At 47.7% G+C, this 18851-nt stretch carries 19 protein-coding genes; 11 read left to right on the forward strand and 8 right to left on the reverse strand.

From position 1 onward, the window contains the following. Positions 1-105: 105 nt before the first annotated feature. From AB8809_RS11720 to AB8809_RS11745, 6 genes are all read left to right on the forward strand, one after another. Positions 106-522: a hypothetical protein gene (locus AB8809_RS11720; RefSeq protein WP_349856440.1), complete on the forward strand. Its 417-nt coding sequence runs from the start codon at positions 106-108 to the stop codon at positions 520-522. Between the two features lie 225 nt (positions 523-747). Next, on the forward strand, positions 748-2073 hold the full coding sequence (locus AB8809_RS11725; protein WP_349856439.1) for a glycosyl hydrolase family 28 protein: 1326 nt from the start codon (positions 748-750) through the stop codon (positions 2071-2073). Positions 2074-2183: 110 nt separating this feature from the next. Then, a complete protein-coding gene (locus tag AB8809_RS11730) occupies positions 2184-3890 on the forward strand; it encodes a penicillin-binding transpeptidase domain-containing protein (RefSeq protein WP_349856438.1) in 1707 nt (568 codons plus the stop codon). Between the two features lie 283 nt (positions 3891-4173). Continuing rightward, the gene (locus AB8809_RS11735; protein ID WP_349856472.1) at positions 4174-5082 is read left to right on the forward strand and encodes an extracellular solute-binding protein; all 909 of its coding nucleotides are present in this window, start codon (positions 4174-4176) and stop codon (positions 5080-5082) included. Positions 5083-5096: 14 nt separating this feature from the next. After that, entirely contained in the window at positions 5097-5849 is a 753-nt protein-coding gene (locus tag AB8809_RS11740) for an ABC transporter permease subunit (protein ID WP_349856471.1), read from the forward strand. Between the two features lie 280 nt (positions 5850-6129). Next, positions 6130-7250 (forward strand): IS3 family transposase gene (locus tag AB8809_RS11745; RefSeq protein ID WP_349855655.1). Its coding sequence is split into 2 segments (ribosomal slippage): positions 6130-6388 and positions 6388-7250, totalling 1122 coding nucleotides; the frame shifts between segments, so codons are not numbered across the junction. Between the two features lie 517 nt (positions 7251-7767). Here AB8809_RS11745 and AB8809_RS11750 read toward each other — a convergent pair. The 7 genes from AB8809_RS11750 to AB8809_RS11780 all read right to left on the reverse strand — a co-directional run bounded on the left by AB8809_RS11750 (position 7768) and on the right by AB8809_RS11780 (position 15022). Beyond that, positions 7768-10395 carry a hypothetical protein gene (locus tag AB8809_RS11750; protein WP_349855894.1) on the reverse strand — a complete coding sequence of 876 codons (2628 nt, stop codon included), beginning with the start codon at positions 10393-10395 and terminating at the stop codon, positions 7768-7770. After that, positions 10392-12047, reverse strand: a complete 1656-nt coding sequence (locus AB8809_RS11755) for an SIR2 family protein (RefSeq protein ID WP_349855895.1) — start codon at positions 12045-12047, stop codon at positions 10392-10394. The genes AB8809_RS11750 and AB8809_RS11755 overlap by 4 nt, the downstream gene beginning before the upstream one ends. Before the next feature lie 520 nt (positions 12048-12567). Continuing rightward, positions 12568-13176: a hypothetical protein gene (locus AB8809_RS11760; RefSeq protein WP_349855896.1), complete on the reverse strand. Its 609-nt coding sequence runs from the start codon at positions 13174-13176 to the stop codon at positions 12568-12570. A gap of 57 nt (positions 13177-13233) precedes the next feature. Then, the gene (locus tag AB8809_RS11765) at positions 13234-13722 is read right to left on the reverse strand and encodes a hypothetical protein (RefSeq protein WP_349855897.1); all 489 of its coding nucleotides are present in this window, start codon (positions 13720-13722) and stop codon (positions 13234-13236) included. 35 nt (positions 13723-13757) lie between these two features. Then, positions 13758-14138, reverse strand: a complete 381-nt coding sequence (locus AB8809_RS11770; protein ID WP_349855898.1) for a hypothetical protein — start codon at positions 14136-14138, stop codon at positions 13758-13760. A gap of 90 nt (positions 14139-14228) precedes the next feature. Next, positions 14229-14753 carry a hypothetical protein gene (locus AB8809_RS11775; RefSeq protein ID WP_349855899.1) on the reverse strand — a complete coding sequence of 175 codons (525 nt, stop codon included), beginning with the start codon at positions 14751-14753 and terminating at the stop codon, positions 14229-14231. After that, positions 14750-15022 (reverse strand): helix-turn-helix transcriptional regulator, encoded by a 273-nt coding sequence (locus AB8809_RS11780; RefSeq protein ID WP_014915451.1) that lies wholly within the window; start codon positions 15020-15022, stop codon positions 14750-14752. Before AB8809_RS11780 ends, AB8809_RS11775 begins: the two co-directional genes overlap by 4 nt. Before the next feature lie 120 nt (positions 15023-15142). On the opposite strand from AB8809_RS11780, the gene AB8809_RS11785 reads away from it, so the two are divergent. From AB8809_RS11785 to AB8809_RS11805, 5 genes are all read left to right on the forward strand, one after another. Continuing rightward, positions 15143-15547, forward strand: coding sequence for a hypothetical protein (locus AB8809_RS11785; protein WP_014915450.1), 405 nt, complete (start codon positions 15143-15145; stop codon positions 15545-15547). A 215-nt stretch (positions 15548-15762) separates the two neighbouring features. Then, positions 15763-16173 (forward strand): DUF2787 family protein, encoded by a 411-nt coding sequence (locus tag AB8809_RS11790; RefSeq protein ID WP_349855900.1) that lies wholly within the window; start codon positions 15763-15765, stop codon positions 16171-16173. A gap of 258 nt (positions 16174-16431) precedes the next feature. Next, a complete protein-coding gene (locus AB8809_RS11795; RefSeq protein ID WP_349855901.1) occupies positions 16432-16794 on the forward strand; it encodes a hypothetical protein in 363 nt (120 codons plus the stop codon). Next, positions 16781-17224, forward strand: coding sequence for a DNA repair protein RadC (gene radC, locus AB8809_RS11800; protein WP_349855902.1), 444 nt, complete (start codon positions 16781-16783; stop codon positions 17222-17224). Before AB8809_RS11795 ends, radC begins: the two co-directional genes overlap by 14 nt. A gap of 36 nt (positions 17225-17260) precedes the next feature. Beyond that, positions 17261-18205 (forward strand): tyrosine-type recombinase/integrase, encoded by a 945-nt coding sequence (locus AB8809_RS11805; protein WP_349855903.1) that lies wholly within the window; start codon positions 17261-17263, stop codon positions 18203-18205. Between the two features lie 28 nt (positions 18206-18233). Here AB8809_RS11805 and AB8809_RS11810 read toward each other — a convergent pair whose 3' ends face one another. Continuing rightward, positions 18234-18740, reverse strand: a complete 507-nt coding sequence (locus AB8809_RS11810) for a hypothetical protein (protein WP_349855904.1) — start codon at positions 18738-18740, stop codon at positions 18234-18236. Between the last annotated feature and the right edge of the window lie 111 nt (positions 18741-18851).

Here is an 18851-nt window from a genome sequence, read left to right on the forward strand (position 1 = left end):
ACTGCACTGCCATGAGATAAAATGAGACGCCATGAAAAGAAAAATCCACGCAGTTGCGTGGGTTTTTTGAGGTTTGTCAGTCTTCATGCGATGCTGTGAGATCGCATGAGACAACAGAAGCTTCATGTGCGCGTCACACATCTCACTTCCGTTGCTGACTCTGCACTTCCTCCTGATAACTTGCCTGCATCAGGAGATGAAGTCGTCCTCGATATTGTTCTCGGTCCGCGTACTGACTGGTTTACGACAGAAGCACCGCATTTACTGCAAAATAAGAACTGGAAGGTTTCACCGAAACCAAACTGCGTTGTAATGCGCCTGACAGTTGATCAACCAATCAAAAGGACCATTGTTCATGAGCTTCCCAGTGAAGGCGTCGTACCCGGTTCTGTCCAGGTCCCTCCGAGTGGTCAGCCCGTGCTTTTTCTGGCAGATCATCCGCAGACCGGAGGTTATCCGGTTGTCGGTGCATTGCGTCCTATCATCTGGACCTTGCAGGACAAATTCCTCCAGGGGCAATAGCGCGTTTTAATGTTATCCACTCATATGAAGAATATTTTCCCTCTCTGCCTTAACGCACAGTGTAGTGACATAGGAACGTCGGATCGGCAAGCTAACCATACTCATCTACGTTTCCTATGAGCGTCGCATTAATGAAAATATTTATTTGCGAATAATAACGTTTTGAAAATCATCAACGTTCTATGGTGTTGCCTGAAAATTTACTGACCCGAAAACGTGGAAACAATGAGAACGACGTTATCTTTATTGCCTGTATGTATCAGTTTCGCTTTCTTATCATTGGATGCTCAGGCATCCGTGCAGGTATGCCGCCCTCCGGTTGTTAGCGAAGGGAACGCCCTCGCAACATCGGCTATTCAGCATGCGATTGACCAATGTTCACAAGCTGGCGGTGGCCGCGTCGAGCTTTCTGCTGGGGTATGGCAAAGTGGACCGTTGTTATTAAAAGATAATGTAGAATTGTATCTGGCGGCGGGAAGCCGGTTGACAGCCAGTTATCAGGGCGATGCGTTTAAACCGGGGTTCATTTCGGCGCCGGCGCATGAAGGTGAAGCGTTTATTCTGGCGAAAGATGTAAACAACATTGCGATTGCAGGGCCCGGTGTCATTGATGGTCAGGGGCAGCAGCGTTGGTGGCCGCTTGCCACCGAGGCGCGTAATCACCTTAAGCATGGGGATACCAACTGGTTTACCCAACATTATCCAGGCATTCCGACGGCCAATGGCATGCCACGCCCATGGCTGATTGAATTTGCCAATGTGTCACAGGGGAAAATCTCCGGTATCGGGATAGAAAACTCCCCCATGTGGAATCTGGTCATCCGCGACAGTCACCATATAGAAGTTACTAACAGCACCATCACCAATCCGTCCGATTCACCCAATACCGATGGCATCGATATTATTTCCTCTCGTCAGGTCCACCTCCACCATCTGAATATCTCCACCGGTGATGACAACATTTCGGTTAAGTCGGGTCTGGCAAAACGGGCTGATGATGCAGAAAGCCGTGATATCACTATTGACCATATTCAGTCGGAAAATGGACACGGCATCTCAATTGGCAGTGAAACCATTAATGGTATTGGCAAGGTCACCCTACAGGACCTGCATTTTACGGGTACCGAAAACGGTGTGCGCATTAAGTCCGGGCGCGATCGTGGCGCAAATATCGGCCCGGTGATTATCCGTAATGTCACGATGCAGCAGGTTAAAACACCACTGGTGATCACCGACAGTTATGGTGGCAATGGGGGGTACTCGTCTGACAGCGTTAGCCCGATAAAATACCAGACGCTGACCGCCACCACTCCCAACATTCACGATGTTACCCTTCAACATATTGAGGCAAGCGGTGCAACCCATGCTGGGATTATAAGTGGATTACCGGAGGCACCGTTAAAGAATATCCATCTGGAATCGGTACATATTACGGCGAAATCGGGGTTACAGAGCCGTTATGTATCGGGTTGGCAAAAGCAGGTGGCGGTGGATGTTCAGGATGGAGAAGCGCAGTTATCCGGGAACAATGTTGACTGGGTTTCGCCGTGAAAACCTCTCCAACCCTCGTGTTGTTATAGCAAAAAGAGCCATGTTAGGTGCATACATGGCTAAATCCACGCTGTGGATAGTATTGAACAGGATTTAATCGGACTGTATTAATGGCTGTTGTTAACAAAAAGAATGTGAATAAAAATGCTCGTACATACTTTAATCCTTACCGATACCAATTAGTGTGTGCTGGTATCGCGGTTTTTTTAGTGACTTTGCTTGTAAGGACAGCCGATTTACAAATAGTAAAAAGCAAAATGCTTGAGCACGAAGCCGATTTACGCTCTCTGCGCACCACCGTTGTCACGGCCAACCGGGGGACAATCACCGATCGGAATGGAAATCCTTTAGCGGTGAGTGTCCCTTCCAAGGATATTATTGCCGACCCTGCCAGGGTTATTGAATCATCGCCAGATATTAAAAACCCCAAATGGCAATACCTCGCCTCCGTGCTGAATACGACACCTGACGAGATCTATCATGACATTCTGGAGCATCCCAAACGGCATTTTCTCTTTATTAAGAAGAATGTTGACCTGGAGACATCATCAGGCATAAGCAATCTTCATCTTTCTGGCATCAGTGAAGAAGATGATGAAAAACGGTTTTACCCAGCGAGCGAAGCTGCCGCGCCATTGATCGGTATTGTGGGGGCTGAAAATGATGGTGTCGAAGGAATTGAGCGTAGTTACAACGCTATCTTGCAAGGTGCCTCAGGGAAGAAAACCTACCGTCAGGATTCTTTGGGGAACCAGATTTCTGTCAGTAATGATGATGAGCCACCGATCACCCCACAAGTGCAGCTCAGTATCGACAATTTTGAACAATACGCCGTGTATACTGCCCTGAAAAAGGGCGTATTACTGAACAAGGCCGAGTCTGGCACCGCCGTATTGGTTAAAATCGAGACCGGCGAAATACTGGCTATGGCATCCTACCCATCGTTTAATCCCAATAATTTTGCCACGGCAACGCCTGTAGAAATGCGAAATGTTGCCATTAATGACAGCTTTGAGCCGGGATCAACGGTCAAACCCCTTGTGGTATTGGCGGGTCTGGAACATCACATCATTCAACCTAACACGTTGCTGAATACTTCACCTTACCAGATTAACGGGCATTTAATCCGTGACGTAGGCGCCTGGCCCCGCCTGACGATCACCGGGATCCTGCAAAAATCGAGTGATATAGGGGTTTCTCACATCGCTCTGGCCATGCCAGCGTCAGTACTGGTCAATCTGTATCATGACTTTGGTCTCGGCAAATCGACAAATCTTGGTCTGACCGGAGAAAGTGTGGGTTACTTTCCTCTTCACCGACAACGCTGGAGCGATATTGAACGAGCAACGTTTTCGTTTGGATATGGGCTGCGCGTGACTCCCCTGCAAATAGCGCGAGAATATGCAACGCTCGGGGCTTTTGGTTTTTATCGAAATCTGTCAATCACCAAAGTGACTCCGCCGGTAACCGGGGTTCAGGTGGCCGATCCTGATACCGTCAAGACCGTCGTTCACATGATGGAAAGTGATGTCCTTCCCGGGGGGACTGGGGTCAAGGCTGCAATTCCAGGTTACTGCATGGCAACAAAAACAGGAACGGCGGAAAAACTCGGGGAGAAGGGGAAATACGACGGTGGGTATGTTAACTACATGGCCGGCGTTGTTCCTGTGGATCACCCAACACTGGCGTTAGTGGTGTTGGTAAACAACCCTACGGCCGGAGCCCACTTTGGTGGTTCTGTAGCGGCGCCTATTTTTGGCGATATTCTGAAATCGGTGTTGCCGCATATGAATATTCCTCCCGATTGCCTGAAATGATTTCGGCATGCTTCAGAATCTTGGGATGATGAATAAGCATGCGAGGACTGTATGGGCGCTCCTGGCCAAAGAGACTAATGATAAGCGCTTAAGCTTCTTAGTCAGTAAGACAGAAACAACCCCACCGATTGCCCAGACAGGGATGACATGACTACCTCGCTGTGAGTATTTTTTCAACTTAAGCTCAACGGCCGTCTCGCCGGAGTTGTTCGTCCTCTCGTTTTGATGAAAAATCGTTATGTAAAAAAATACATAATGAGGCAGTTCGATGGTTTCAGGAAAAATGAAGTACGGGATTTTGGCACTGATGGTTTGCACACCAACAGTATTCGCAAAAGATATCCGCGTCACTTATGCTGGCTCAATGGGTAAAGTGATGGATCAAGGTCTCGGTCCAGCCTTTAGTAAGGCTGAGAGCGGCGAATATCAAGGCCAAGGGCAGGGAGCTTACGGTATGGCTCGTCTGTTAGCCAGCCACAAAATTGAGGCAGATGTATTTGTTTCTATCAACCCAGGTCCAATGCAGATCCTGAAAGATGCTGGGCTGATTGACGAGGCGGTTCCCGTTGCCAGTACCAGCATGGTGCTTGCCTACAACCCGAAAGGCAAATATGGCGAGCAGTTTGCCGAAGCCAGCAAGAAAAACGATGGCTCATGGCTAAACCTGCTGGCGAAGAAAGATATCAGTTTCGGGCGTACCGACCCGTACGTCGATCCAAAAGGCCAGAACATCGTCTTTACTCTGATGTTGGCAGAAAAATATTATCAGCAGCCTGGCATCGCGATGAAGATCCTCGGCAGCCTGCAAAACCCACAGCAGACCCACCAGGAAGGTGGTCTGATATCGCGTCTTGAAAGCGGGCAGGTTGATGCCGCCGCTGGCTATGAAAGCGAAATTCGCTCCGCACACCAGCCATACGTGACGCTGCCGGATGAAATTAACCTGAGCAATCCGGCGATGGCGAAGCAGTGGTATGACACTGTGAGCTTCACCATCAAAGACAGCCAAGGCAAAGATCTGGTTCTGCATACTCAACCAATGGTGTTCTACGCTGCCGTGCTGAAAAATGCGCCTAACGGCGTTGAGCAGGGGGAGAAATTCGTCAAATTTATGCAGAGCGCTCAGGGGCAGGCTCTATTTAAACAATACGGCTACGCGGAGCCTAAAGGGGACAACCTATACGCTCGTTAAGTCGTCCAGGCAGAATAGCTGGCTGGCTTTCCCTGCCTGCTATTCTCCTATTGAGCCTTCCGTTTATTACTCTGCTTAGCGTAACTCCGTGGCACAATTTACAGTTGGCATGGCGAGATGATAACGCGATTGCCGTGTCGATGGGGCTAGGCGGACTAGCGCTCTGCATTACGGTCGCTATCGGCTTACCCGTTTCCTGGTGGCTGTCGCAGGCCACCGGAAAATATAGGTTGATAGGTGAGTTGCTAGTCATGATCCCACTGCTCACGCCACCACTGGCGATGGGGATCCTGCTGGTTTCCGCGCTGGGGCCATACGGGCTGTTCGGATCGTGGGTATCAAAAATTGGAATTACGCTGGTCAACAACCCGGCGGCTTTTGTGTTGGCGCAAATATACGGCTCACTACCTTATTTCATTGTGGTGGCACGCTCCGCATTTGCCACGGTGCCGAAAGATATCCTCGAGGCCGGTCAAACTCTTGGCGCATCAGCGTGGAACCGCTTTCGCTATCTAGCTCTGCCCATCGCCTTTCCCGGCTTGGCCTCCGCCGTAACCCTGGCATGGGTTCGCGCTGTCGGTGAGTTTGGTATTGTGATGATCTTCGCTTACTTCCCTCAAGGAATTCCCGTCAAGCTGTACACCAATCTACAAAATGACGGGGTGGATGCCGTGTATACGCTGTTATGGATGCTGCTTATTGTCACGCTCCCTCTGCCCATGATGTGCTTTGCACTAGGGAGACGAAACGCGGAAAAGCGGCGTTGATTCATTACGGGACATTTATGAGATGAAATGAGAGTCATGAAAACAAAAATCCACGCAATTGCGTGGATTTTAAAATGTTTATTAGTCTTCATGTGATGCTGTGAGATCGCATGAGACAATAGAAGCTATTTAGACGTTGAATTGTGATTTTTGCATTATTTGTTTGTTATATAATGTTTTTTTTATTTTAAGTATTATTTAATACTCATTGACCTGCTCCCCATTGATTAACACACGACGATGTTAGTAATGTCTTCATCAGCAACATGAGGACAACCCCATGAAGAAGCGTTTTTCCGACGAACAGATCATCAATATTCTTCGCGAAGCCGAGGCGGGTGTTTCCGCCCGCGAACTTTGCCGTAAGCACGCCATCTCCGACGCCACGTTTTATACGTGGCGTAAGAAGTTTGGTGGCATGGAAGTACCTGAAATAAAAAGGCTTAAGTCACTTGAAGAAGAGAACGCCCGCCTCAAGAAGCTGCTCGCCGAAGCCATGCTGGATAAAGAGGCACTACAGGTGGCTCTGGGCCGAAAGTACTGACGACAGACCAGAAGCGGGAAGCCGTGACAGTGATGTGCAAAGCAATAGGTCTGTCGCAACGGCGTGCCTGCAGGCTGACAGGTTTGTCTCTGTCGACCTGCCGTTATGATGCGCACCGCCCGGCTACTGATGCGTATCTGTCTGCACGTATCACCGAACTGGCAATGGAACGCCGACGTTTCGGTTACCGGCGTATCTGGCAGCTTCTGCGTCGTGAAGGCCTTTGCGTTAACCACAAACGGGTCTACCGCATTTATCATCTCAATGGCCTGGGCGTAAAACGCAGACGGCGCCGTAAGGGGCTGGCAACTGAGCGGCTTCCGCTGTTGCGTCCGGCAGGTCCCAACCTGACGTGGTCAATGGATTTTGTCATGGATGCGCTGGCCAGTGGTCGCCGGATTAAATGCCTGACCTGCGTTGATGATTTCACGAAGGAGTGTCTGACGATCAGCGTTGCTTTCGGGATTACAGGCGTTCAGGTATCACGCATTCTGGACAGCGTTGCGCTGTTTCGTGGCTATCCGGCGACGATAAGAACAGATCAGGGGCCTGAGTTTACCTGCCGTGCGCTGGATCAGTGGGCCTTTGAACATAATGTTGAGCTGCGGCTTATTCAGCCGGGCAAGCCGACACAGAATGGCTTTATCGAGAGTTTTAATGGTCGTTTTCGCGATGAATGCCTGAATGAGCACTGGTTCCACGATGTTGTTCATGCAAAAGAAATTATAAGCGCATGGCGGCAGGACTATAACGAATGTCGGCCTCATTCTTCGTTGAATTATCAGACCCCTTCAGAGTTTGCAGCGGGATGGCGAAACGGAGAATACGGGAGTAAATCAACCGACATTACTAACTGATTATTGTGTTTAATACTGGGGGCAGGTCATCATCTCTGTACTCATTTTTGTTGATGTTAGTATTTGAGACTAGTCATCACTGTTCCCAATCAATTCTTGTACATCCGGATTGGGTAGCACCATTTCTTATCTCCATGAATGAAAATTCATATTTTCGCAATCTGTTCTCACACCAAAAATGACCGCAAAGGGATTATTGTGAACACAATATACATACCATTAGACAGCGGGAGGTCTGCGGTTCTTAAGGATCGAGATACCTTACTTCCCCAAGATATTTACGAACAGCTCACAACTTCGTCTCTTCGCCCGTTGCGCTTGTGCGCGACTGGAGGAAGAGCTCGCCAAGCTTGAGCCATTAACGTTAACTGGCGAGATCTTGACTACTTACCGCCATATTTATGGTCTACAGGCACTTCAGCTTAGATAGTTGTTATTAGAATAAACTGAAGTGCCAAAAGATATAAGTGTGTATTTTTTATTATAATCGCAATTTAAGCATTGCACGTTCAAAGGGTTAGAAGCGGAAGCGTTTGGATGTTTTGTTAATGCGCTCAAGGATCTCCATTGCCTCATGGCCCGCTCCATTGGCCTCCAATGCACGAAGTATGTGCGCGTATTCTCCTCTTAGACTTGTTGCGAAAATACCAGGATCATCTGATCCTAGAACAACAGAGGTTGGGCCGAAGTTTCGCCCATATCCTAACCAACCTATAGCATGATGATCATCGTAAGATTGATGGATACTGATCCGCACATTACTACTAGGTAGGGTTTCGATAGCAATACGCCGTTCCTGTAATAACTCTAGCGTTGCCAATTGTAGAGCTTCCAGAACCTCAAGATCTAAAATATCAGTATCACGAGTAATCAAGATATGCTTCCCACTCCTCAATATGGCGTCTCTGGACACAGCAACGCCATGGCGACGAAGAAACTGCATATGGGCATCAGGTTCTCGAAGCTTGCAGTCCTCGTACATTTTGATCTCGCAGTCACGGTCCCGATCAACATCATGGCTTCCATAATTGCGAACAATCGGATCTATATGTCGCATATGCCAAGCTCTTAAAAGAAGCTCTGGTGTCAGCAAAGGGTCTTGCCAAATTTGCATGGACAATCGCCTTATCTCTAAATCGAGCCGAGGTAGTCTGTCGAGCAAAATGCCTTTCTGTACCAAAGCCCCCCAAGCAAAAACTAAATCATCGAGCCTATCCTCAAGCGTCTGGAGCACCGTTCCACCGATGGATGACCACCATTTGGCAGGAATCAACCCCGCAGCTGTACCATGCCCAATGCGACAACCAGCCGATAATTCCAGAAACCGAACTGCCTCGTTGATCGCCCGAAGACCCGAAGCAATATGCACAAAATCTTCGCCGGCGTGATAAGTAAAACGCTTGATACCCGCCCGTCGCATCCTTCTAAATACTTGGGCAAAGACTTCTGGACCAGCATGCCGCTCGTTGCTGGCTGCATCGACGCCTCGTATTATCTCGGAAAGCCCAGTTGTTTTATTCATCAGCGCAACCATCGCTCGAGCGGCTTGGTCAGCTTCCCGCCGAGCCTTACTATCCCTGCACACCGGTGCAAGATATCCACCTTCTTTGAAGCGTTTGCGTTCTGACAGATCAGTTCGTTTGATAAAGTGCACAACAAGTCCGAGCCGAAGTCGGCGTAAACTTCGTGGCACTATTTCGCTACCATTTTCAAACTTCCCTTCTTCGAGTGAGCGCACTAAGAGCAAGAGTTCTGAAAGTGAAAAATGAGGTATATCCGGATTGGAAAATATCTTTGCGAGCTCACCGCGCGATTTACCGCTCGGTTCTTCATCTAAAAACTTGAGATAACCTCGCAGGATCTGAATTAGTCTGTATGCATTTCCATCAGGCGTAGCCTTAGGTGCAAAACGGCCCTCAAGAAAGTCCACTGGTTGCTGAGTTCCACGATCGATCTGTCGGAAACGTTCTGCAAAGTCTTTCTCTGTTGTCTCTCGCAACTCGTTGAAGGTGATGTACTGGAATTGATCAAAACCCGTTTGGCCGACCTGCTGAACCAAAAGCCTACAGAATTGGGCTCGGATAAGTGCGTACCAGAGGAAAGCTACTCCTTGAATACCACCACCATGGCAGTCTCTTAGGTTAGTGATTATATCAACTAATTGCAGCGCTTCGGCAGTAATCACGGATAACCCACTCTCTGCAGGTCTGCTTCGAACCGCGATAGCATATCGTTCTTCCAAGCTTAGATCCCTTGAAACATGTAATCCAGTTTGGTTACAGGCTTCAAGCAAGAAAGTTTTTAGTACAACGGCTTTCTCAACCCTCTCTTTCAGGATTTTTGGTGTTAGTGTCGACTCTTCCTGACGCAAGAGTCGGTTGACACCGTTCCCAATCGCAGCATGAATCCCATCTTCGCGCTTGATAACTCCGCTGATTGCTCCCACCACCTGAGACGTATTTCTAAGAGCATCTATCCAAACTTTTTCAGCCTCTGTGGTTCCGTTGAGATGCATATGAGTTTCATCTAATCCCTCTACTCTACAAAGTTGATCGAGCAGTGGATCATCGTCTACAGGCAACGTGCTGTCGCAAAGCCAGCTCTGAACTTTCCGTTGAAAATATCTGCGTTCTGAGACAGTTTTCCTCTCTATGTTCGATTGGGCAGCTATCCAGGCAGTGGAAACTAGCATTGGCGGAATGACAAGAATAAGGTCCTGCCATTCATCTAAAAATCGCGACTTTACGCGCAATGAGCCATCATTAGCCTCGCATAGAAAAGCCTCCGCAAGGCGAGTAAGTAAAAGTACAAGACAACGTGAAGGATCATCCAGGTTTTTCTTTTCTTGTTCCGATAGTTGTTGGTTTGCACCAGTCAAACTCCAGGCAATCTTATTTTCCAGCGCTTCATCAGTAAGATAGGGAAACAACTTACGAAACTGCAGAAATCGACCGGTGACATAGGCGTTTACGATTGAGGCTCGACCTTCAGTAGTACCATAGAGCATCTTTAGATGCAGGTCTGCAGAACTATTAGTTGCTGCTAGTTCTAGATGAGATAGCAGATCTATATTTGTGAAAATGGCCTTTACAAGCGCCACTTGAGCACGAATCTGAAATCGCTCTTCTGTAGTTTCCTCCATCATTTTGTACTACCGGAATTAGGATAGTATCGAGGAACAACGTTAAGTAGGTCAAAAAAGCCTTCTTGTTTGACTGTTCGTGGGTTTGCAACATTTAAGCGTCCTACTACGATGGATAGCTCAGGTGGATTTAACCATGCAACATCGAAACACGCTTCTTCTGTCCCGTATTTGGCTTGGAATACATTGAGGGCTTCTTCCGCCTGAGTACGTAGTTTTTCGACGGTAGATCCACTGGCTTTGTAATCCTCTTTTGGATTCAGGAAAGCCCAAACTAGGGGGCATGAAAGTACGATTGCGGCGAGAGGATGAAAAGCACAAGCCTCTCTTTCCGCCGCACGCTTCAGTGCTTCTCCCAATGGACGGTCCGAAGATTTCGGTGAAGCCAGTCGGCCAGTACTACCCGACGTTGTGACAAGTAAGGCATGCAATATATTGGTGATCTGGCGATGTAGGATATGTCCAGCTTTCCATTTGAGGGTAACTTCCTCATCCAACGAAAGTAGCTGATCGTGCATTCGTTCAGCAATATGAGCCAACTCAGATGCAGAGACTTCTGCGGTTTTCTTGTTTGGTTGCTCAATCCCCCCAGCCAAGCGATGGTAATCTGACGGATTATCATCTTTGTTACGCCATTCAAGGAGATTATCGTTACTCACCCCACGTTTACGTTCATCGTCAGAGATATCTTGTTGATCGTCATCAAGTCCATAAACTTCTTGCGGATTGAAGGTCTCTGTATTGCTGTCATTAAGCTCGTAATACCTTTTCTTCTGTTTGGCTGACCGAATATTCGCATCCATTACACAAAGCCATTCTGGATGGGGGTGGGGAATAGCTTCAGAGAACAATTTCGCGCCTTGTACAGTGCGAAGTATATGGGCAACTTGACCACGTTCATACGGAGCTAGAGCTTTCGGGTCTTGCTGGCTTTTAGCGATAACAGAAGCTCGCCATCGACGCGGATCATCTGCTCGCTCAGCCCATGCTTCCAAACTCTTCCAAAGGACCGGATGATCTGAATAGGCTATTGCAGTGACTCCTTTGTCACGCCATTTGGCTTCGATATCCTCGGCAAGGCCACGATCAAATGCATAAAGTCTGGAACGATCATACTGGCCATCATGATTGAGACCTTGAAGGAGGTATTTAACTGGAGGGTCTTCTGCCTGGTAACCGACCAAAACAACGATGTATCGTTCCAGAAGAAGCTTGATAAAGTTGGTCGCCCATCCATCTGAAAGGTAAGCTCGTCCAAAGTCAGCACTGCTCAGCACATAAGGATGGTTTACAGCGTTCTCGTCGACCAAACGACCGTGAAGATAAGTAATTCCCTCAATTGTCGAACCGAAATTCAGATTGGGGAAAGCAGGCGGCACATATCGAGTTAGGCTATCTTGCTCTTGGTTAACCTCGAACAGTCGGTCAAAGTTCGTCGTGACAATCTGTGGAATTCCACTCTGATTTGAGGAAATTCTTTTAATCAGGGCATGCTCACGCCCAATCTCTATGTCAGTCCTTGAAGCCTCCAGACGCTTTGTAACCAAAGCATTTACCTCATCTTTGCCATATTCCAGATGAAGAAGGTTGAAAATTTGGTCGAGAGGGACATTCGCTGAAGATTGATCATGAAGCCATGGGTGAAATGCAGCCATGATTTCTGAGTCGTGTGGTGGGTCAAAGTATTCAATTACGTACCGAGTAAGGTCTACAAAGGTTGGCATCCCTGAAGGTAACGAAACCCCAGCACCACACAGGAATACTACTCGTCCAGCATCACAGCGTTCTAAAAGGATGTCCGGTATGGCAGGGCCTTCGGAATGGAATCTCATAAGCTCAACCTTGAATGGTGATATTTAATCCCTTGATTTTACTCTTTGCAGTACGCTGATGAATACCAGCATAATAAAAAATCCTTTCTTTTCCATTGATATGGCTCAAAAGAATTATAAAACTAGTGATTTCCCCTCTTGTACATCTTGTAAGACCTTGACTTAAAAGGTTTAATTTGCATCGTGGCGTGAATCGCCACAGATTTAACAGACACCTTAGAGTCATTAACGGCTCGAAACTGCCTAGATTATCCGTGGCGATTCGTATGGCTAGGGAAAAAATATGGAAATGATATAAAGACTTTAAAAGAGGAATTATGTGATATGTAAATCTATACCCATTTTAGTCATTATTGGATTTAACCGGTCCTGCCTGAAAATACGGAATATTCGAAAACGCAAGATTCAATATTCCCCCCAGTATCATCCGCTCTGGCAAGTGAGTTGCCCGAGTGCCCAGCATTTTCAAATCACCACCCACCGTCAGATCTGACGGTGGGGTTCTAAGTATTGAACCGGTAACATCCATTACCCCTTTAACTACGAAGATCTCAGGAAGGCTTTTGATGTCTGAGTATATCCAGAAAAAATGCCCATTAATGGCGCTGATATTGATCGGCCACCGCCCGTTGTAGTGGTACAGGTATACGTTTGAACCGACTTTCAATGATGCCGGTATAGTGATTTTCGAGTTATAACGGCAAAGTGGGGAGCCATGAATATACAGGCTTCCCGTTACCTCGATGTTTTTCGGGATTTTGCTGTATTCAGCAAAGTGAACATCGCCGTGAACACAGAGGTTGGTAGGAACCTTGAAGCGATTGCCCTGGTGTTGGTGTAAATGAAGACTACCGAAAACTGCTGTCGTTTTTCCGTTTCTTTTCCACTGGATACCTTTCGCATCAAGATACGCAAAGAATGCAGAGCGCTTGTTAGGTGTATTTTTTCGCATGGATTATCCAGTGGAGTTCTATTTTATTGGTGTGCCGTGTCCCTGTGTGAATAATGGTTATAAGCCGACAACGTTGACGAGAAACTGTTTGCGGTCATCAGTTTGTTGCACAGTGTAGGTGATAGGGAGTGTTGTTGATTGTTCCGGCCCCGTCATCAGTAAATTTGCCGCGCACTCATAAATTTCCGGTGATTTTTGGTGTTGCATTGTCCTGACGGTGTTCACCGAGAATCTAATCTGTTCGATATTCTTGGGGGCTAAACCAGATAATTGTGATTTTTTCAGCATCGCGGTTTGTTTTGCCAGTTGTTCCGTTGCGATGCTGACCACCAGATTTTTGGCATCATCGCTGTTGCATTCTGGCGTTCCGGTGTTGCATCCAGTCAGAAGTATTCCGGTAGTCATGGCAATAAGCATTTTGTGTACAGAAGACATTGAGATTTTCCCTGCGTTGGCCGTAAAGTTTCTGCATAGCGGCGTCGGTTTAAAGAGTTTGGCGACATGTTGTTTTTTCTGGCAGTGTTGCCATGTCGTGATCTGTGCCATATCCAATCCTCACCTTGAGCATAAAGGGTGCTGTTTTATTTTTTTCTGGCGGTATAAACGCCATCAATAGAGTTCTCTGCGCCTACGCCACAAAACCCGAGTGGGAGCAGACTGAGTACCGCCCAATTGTCGTCTGAACGGCCTTTAATCAGCACCATGGTCTTTTTATCTTGCGACAGATACATCCACGCTAAACCAGAGTCAGTTCCTGCCCAAAATGTGGCTTCACCACTGATTTCACAGACTCCGGGCATACCGTTAATAGCAGGTCCGTTACCCATGATTCCAAATTTAATTGGCGACTTTGACTGATCGCTCATTTCAATGGTCATGGTGGCGGTTTTGCTGGCCAGATGGAACGTGGTAGACATTGCCAGCGGTGAGAACAAGGCAGCAGCCAATAGCAGAGGTTTCATAAACGAAGCTCCTTTATATTAATCGTGATATCAAAGCGTCATGGACGTTATTTGCGCGGCCATGATGGAACTGGGTGCTAGCTTTAGCGGCTACTGCACCCGGATATTTTTAGTGATTTTGTGAAACGTCAGTGGTCGTCTCGTGGTGTAGAAATAGGCCACATTAAACGCCGACTTTTTATGGTTCCCTTTACCCAGTGAGGGCCAGTCACGAAATGAGTCCAGTTGTTCTTCGGTCCATGGCGTGCTGGAGAAATCAAACAGCACCAGCAGTGACTTACCGTCATACTTCATCAATTTCTTGATTTCTGTGCTGTTCACGGTCGCCGAGATCACTGACCGAGCAGCAGTGGGGCGTCTTACTGCAAATTCCACCGCCACATCGTCGATGATGAAATCAATGTAACCATTGCCGCGCACCGTGCCCGGCAACTTGCTTTTAACTTCCGGCGTTACCTGATCGGCAAACCACCCAAGTAGGTAGCAACGTACCAGTGGTAATAATTCCCTTTCGCTGCATTCGTTCAGGCGTAATGTCCTGACAAAATCCTTCCGGTAGAGTGACGAGAACAGGTATTCAAAACTCTCAACCACCTGAGTCACCGTAGTACTCATTCCTGCTTCCCTTTTGACTTTTTATCAAGGTAACGGCTCGGCCAGAGTTCTTCCGGCCTCATGCCTAATGCTTGGGCAATCAATCCTTCAGCACGTGGATAGTGCCGTTCAAAGGCGTTATTGAGTGTTCGCGCCGCAAGCCCCTGTTCACGGGAAAGCTGCGAAAGTGTCAGACCACGTTTATGCAGCGCTGCCACGATATCGGCACGGTGCCAGTCCTGTGGACTTCCCTTGCTTCGCTTTTTTTGCGATGCTGATGAGTTATTCACTGTATTAACTCCATTGAATCAGTACATGGATATTAAAAGCGAATAAAGAGGACTTATCAAGTTCCTTTTAATTGGTTTTTTGTTCTTTTTTACAACGCATTGATATCTGGTGAGATTTTTATGACTAAAAACATGATCAGTAACTCGGAATCCCAGCTACCCGCAGAGCAGGTGAATGACGGGCAGGCATGGCTGACAGCAGAAGAGTTCGTCGGTATGGAAGGTATGCCAGGAACGGCTAAAGGTGCTCGTCTGCGCCTGGAAAAACTGGCTGATCTGCATCCCGAAATCAAACGCAAACGGACCCGGGGAAAGGGGTTCGTGTACCATATTAGTGCGGCGGGAATGTCGCTGAAAAGTGAGCGTGAGGCTGTTCAGTTGACAGTGGATGAAAAGCTGAATCTTTGGATACAACTTTTCAAAACCATGAGTCCGTCATCACGTGACAAATTGCTGCAACAGGCATTGAACCAAGTGGCAGAGGATTTGGCAACGACTCAACCGAATGCAGTTGATGATGAGTGATGTGGTCGTAACCATCTGATTAATAAATAGTTTCATGTTGCGATTATTTTACTTGAAACTACAATTTTGATATAATACCAACACTGGCTCATATATATGTATGGGCTAACATACACCACCAGCATCCATGTTTTATTTATTCCCTGCTATCCGGGCGGATGATGTGTGCCGTTTATATTGTAATAGAGAATTCGGAATTAATGATGAAACGGAAAATGACAATACACCAGTCAGGGCTACGCTTGCCTGTTAGCCAGGCATTTCTTAATATCATGTGCGACGTATTACCGACGTATCCAGATATTCCTTCAGCAACTATTATTCATTTTCATGATCCCCAATATACGGCGGAACAGGGCGGCTTTCACCCCATAGAGATTCGTCTGTATTCCCGACCGAATGGATGGCATTTTGACTATCTGACAGATTTTAGTTATATGGGGGGGCCATGGCCTGAACTGGAAAAGGAATTGGATATTAGCTGGAGTCAGTCTTATGTCTGGCACTATTTAATGGGCGATATTGATGTAGAGGAGGGCGGCGCGCTATTTGAACTCTGGCAACGTAACTTTATCCGCTATTGGAAAATGAAAATTTACACGGTTTCTGTTCATCAAAAACGCTAATTTCCAAGTTAATAACGCGCGCGCAAAAAATATATTCATGACGTCATGAGCAACAATAATGTGGCTCTTAAAATGAAACAATTCAAAAAACTCACTCCCGCTGTGCAAGGAACACTAGACAGCTTATGCGGAATATACAGTGTTGTTAATTCGCTGTACTGGCTTTATGGACCTCGAATCAAACGGACTCCGCTATTTAGGGCACTCGTTGATCACCTCCATCAACGCCATGATGTAGTGGATTACCTGGCTTATGGCATGGAAACCCCTGCGATAGTCTCAATGCTGCGTTTCCTGCAATCCAGTCGCTATCGGCGCTATCCCATTACTGTTCAGCGTCCCTTTATACATAAACCTGCACGTACAGCACGGTCTACGTTGGTACGGTGTCAACGGTGGCTATCTCAACACCCCGGACGCGTGATCTTGATCAGCGACCAATATCATTGGACGGTGCTGATCCATATCGATGACGAATGGCTGTATTTCTTCGATAGCAGTACTTACACTCGTATCCGCCGCAGACGCTGTTCTCTGCGAGAACGGGCAGGTATGCACCAATTGTTCCTCGACGCTATTTTCTTCATCACACGGGAGGAACCGCACAATGACGACTGCTGAACGCTCGCTGATTGAACAAGCAAGAAAGCTGCTCAGCGCAACGGTGCGCCGTGGACGCCAATTAACGTCACCGGATGCGGTTAGAGACTTTCTATTATTTACGCTGGCACTACGCGAACAGGAGGTTTTTGGTGTGGTGCTGCTGGATAACCAGAATCGCGTATTGCTGTGGCGTGAGCTGTTCCAGGGCACGATAAGCCATACTCCGGTCTATCCGCGTGAGGTGGTAAAACAGGCTCTATATCATAACGCCGCAGCAGTCATCTTGGTGCATAACCACCCATCGGGCAGCACCGAAGTCAGCCAGCAGGATATCAAGATCACGCAATCGCTCCAGCAGGCGCTGGCGCTGGTTGATGTGCGGGTACTGGATCACTTTATCGTTGCAGGAGACTGCACTGTCTCGATGGCTGAACGGGGCCTGCTGTAATGCTGGCTTGTGTTAATGTGCATTAATGAGGCTGTTATGGGTCAGAATAAGAAATCAGGAACGTTAAGCGCACGTCAGCCGGAAGTGCTTTCATCCGCTACGGTGCTGAATGTCTGGTTAGGCAGTTTGGCACCCAGTGGGCGGCGCAGTATGCGCTCATTACTGAATTTGAGTGCGGGCATCCTTAAATGTGGTGTTGAGGCCGAACATTATGACTGGGCAGGGCTGCGCTATCTTCACGTTGCGAAGGTCCGGGCTTCCCTGCTGGATAATGGGTATGCGGTGGCGACGATCAACATGGCACTGGCGGCATTGAAGGGCGTGGGCCAAACCGCCTTCAACTTGCAATTATTAGACGCGGACGCCCTTGCACGTATCAAAACGGTAAAACGTGTCCGGGGCGATAGTTGTAACAAAGGAAGGGCTCTCAGCCGGGAAGAGATCAAATTGCTGCTCGCTGCCGCAAAACAGCACCGGTACGCAACTCGCCAAAAACGGGACCGAGCTATTCTCCTGACGCTGTGTGGCGCAGGATTACGTGCCGGTGAGTTAGTGGCGCTAAACTCCCTAGACTATGATGCCGCTAGCCGGACACTGACTGTCCGGCAGGGAAAAGGGCGCAAGTTCCGGCAAATCGCCCTGGCTCCGGTAGTCGCTAAAGCTATTCAGGCATGGATCGCCGTTAAGGGGAATGGTGAAACACTGTTCACGCGGATACATCGCACTGGTAAACCGGAGCCCCATTTACTGACCACTGCGGGATTGACCAGCATACTTCAGCAATTAGGGGGGAGCGCTGGCATCAACGGTTTTACCCCTCACGACCTTCGTCGGACGTTCATTACTCGCTTACTGGAGCAGGGCGCTGATATCAACATTGTGCGCCAGTTGGCGGGGCATAGTGATATCAGCACGACGGTGCTGTATGACAGACGTCCATCACATTTGATAGCGCGGATATCGTCAACGATTCGGCTATGACGTCATGTGGGACAAGTTAGCGTACCCACTATTTCTTGGATTTATCAAGTTGCACCAAAGTATTAGCAACCCAACAGTAATCCGATAATTGGTCAAGGTGCTTAGTGTTCCATTGGGCCGTATTTACTGTGAGTTTGCCTTTAGCAATCGCATCAGGAGTCGGGAATAGTTTAGATAATTGTGCCTTTCGTTTCATTTTGGTCATGTTATCTAGCCTGTGAAGCTTATAGTGCTCTCGATATAACTCTGCCAGTTTTTTGGCTGCTTTTGTCCTCGGGGAACAGATAGTGTCTATATAGAACATATTGATAAGGTGACTCACCGCTTCACGATAGATTTTCCCTTTCCCACGCTTAATAGTGCGGTAGTCGCTCTCATCTAGCCATTGAGCGATTTCAAGCAGCCTGCCTTGATCATCTTCATGCATGTTGAATGCAAGCCTGGGGCCAAACTCCCCTGAAAGGCTACTTCGGCTCTTACGCTTGACCATTGCGTTGTCAGGTCGTTTTTTTTTCTTGTCATCAGATTTATTCATACGTTTCTCGATAGTGTTCCTCATGAGGTTTTATGACCGTCATAAATGTGGTTTCAAAAACATATCTATGACCGTCATAACACATGTCTATATCTGGGAAAAGACGCTTTT

This window comes from Pectobacterium aroidearum (genome assembly GCF_041228105.1).
Taxonomy (GTDB): Bacteria; Pseudomonadota; Gammaproteobacteria; order Enterobacterales; family Enterobacteriaceae; genus Pectobacterium; species Pectobacterium aroidearum.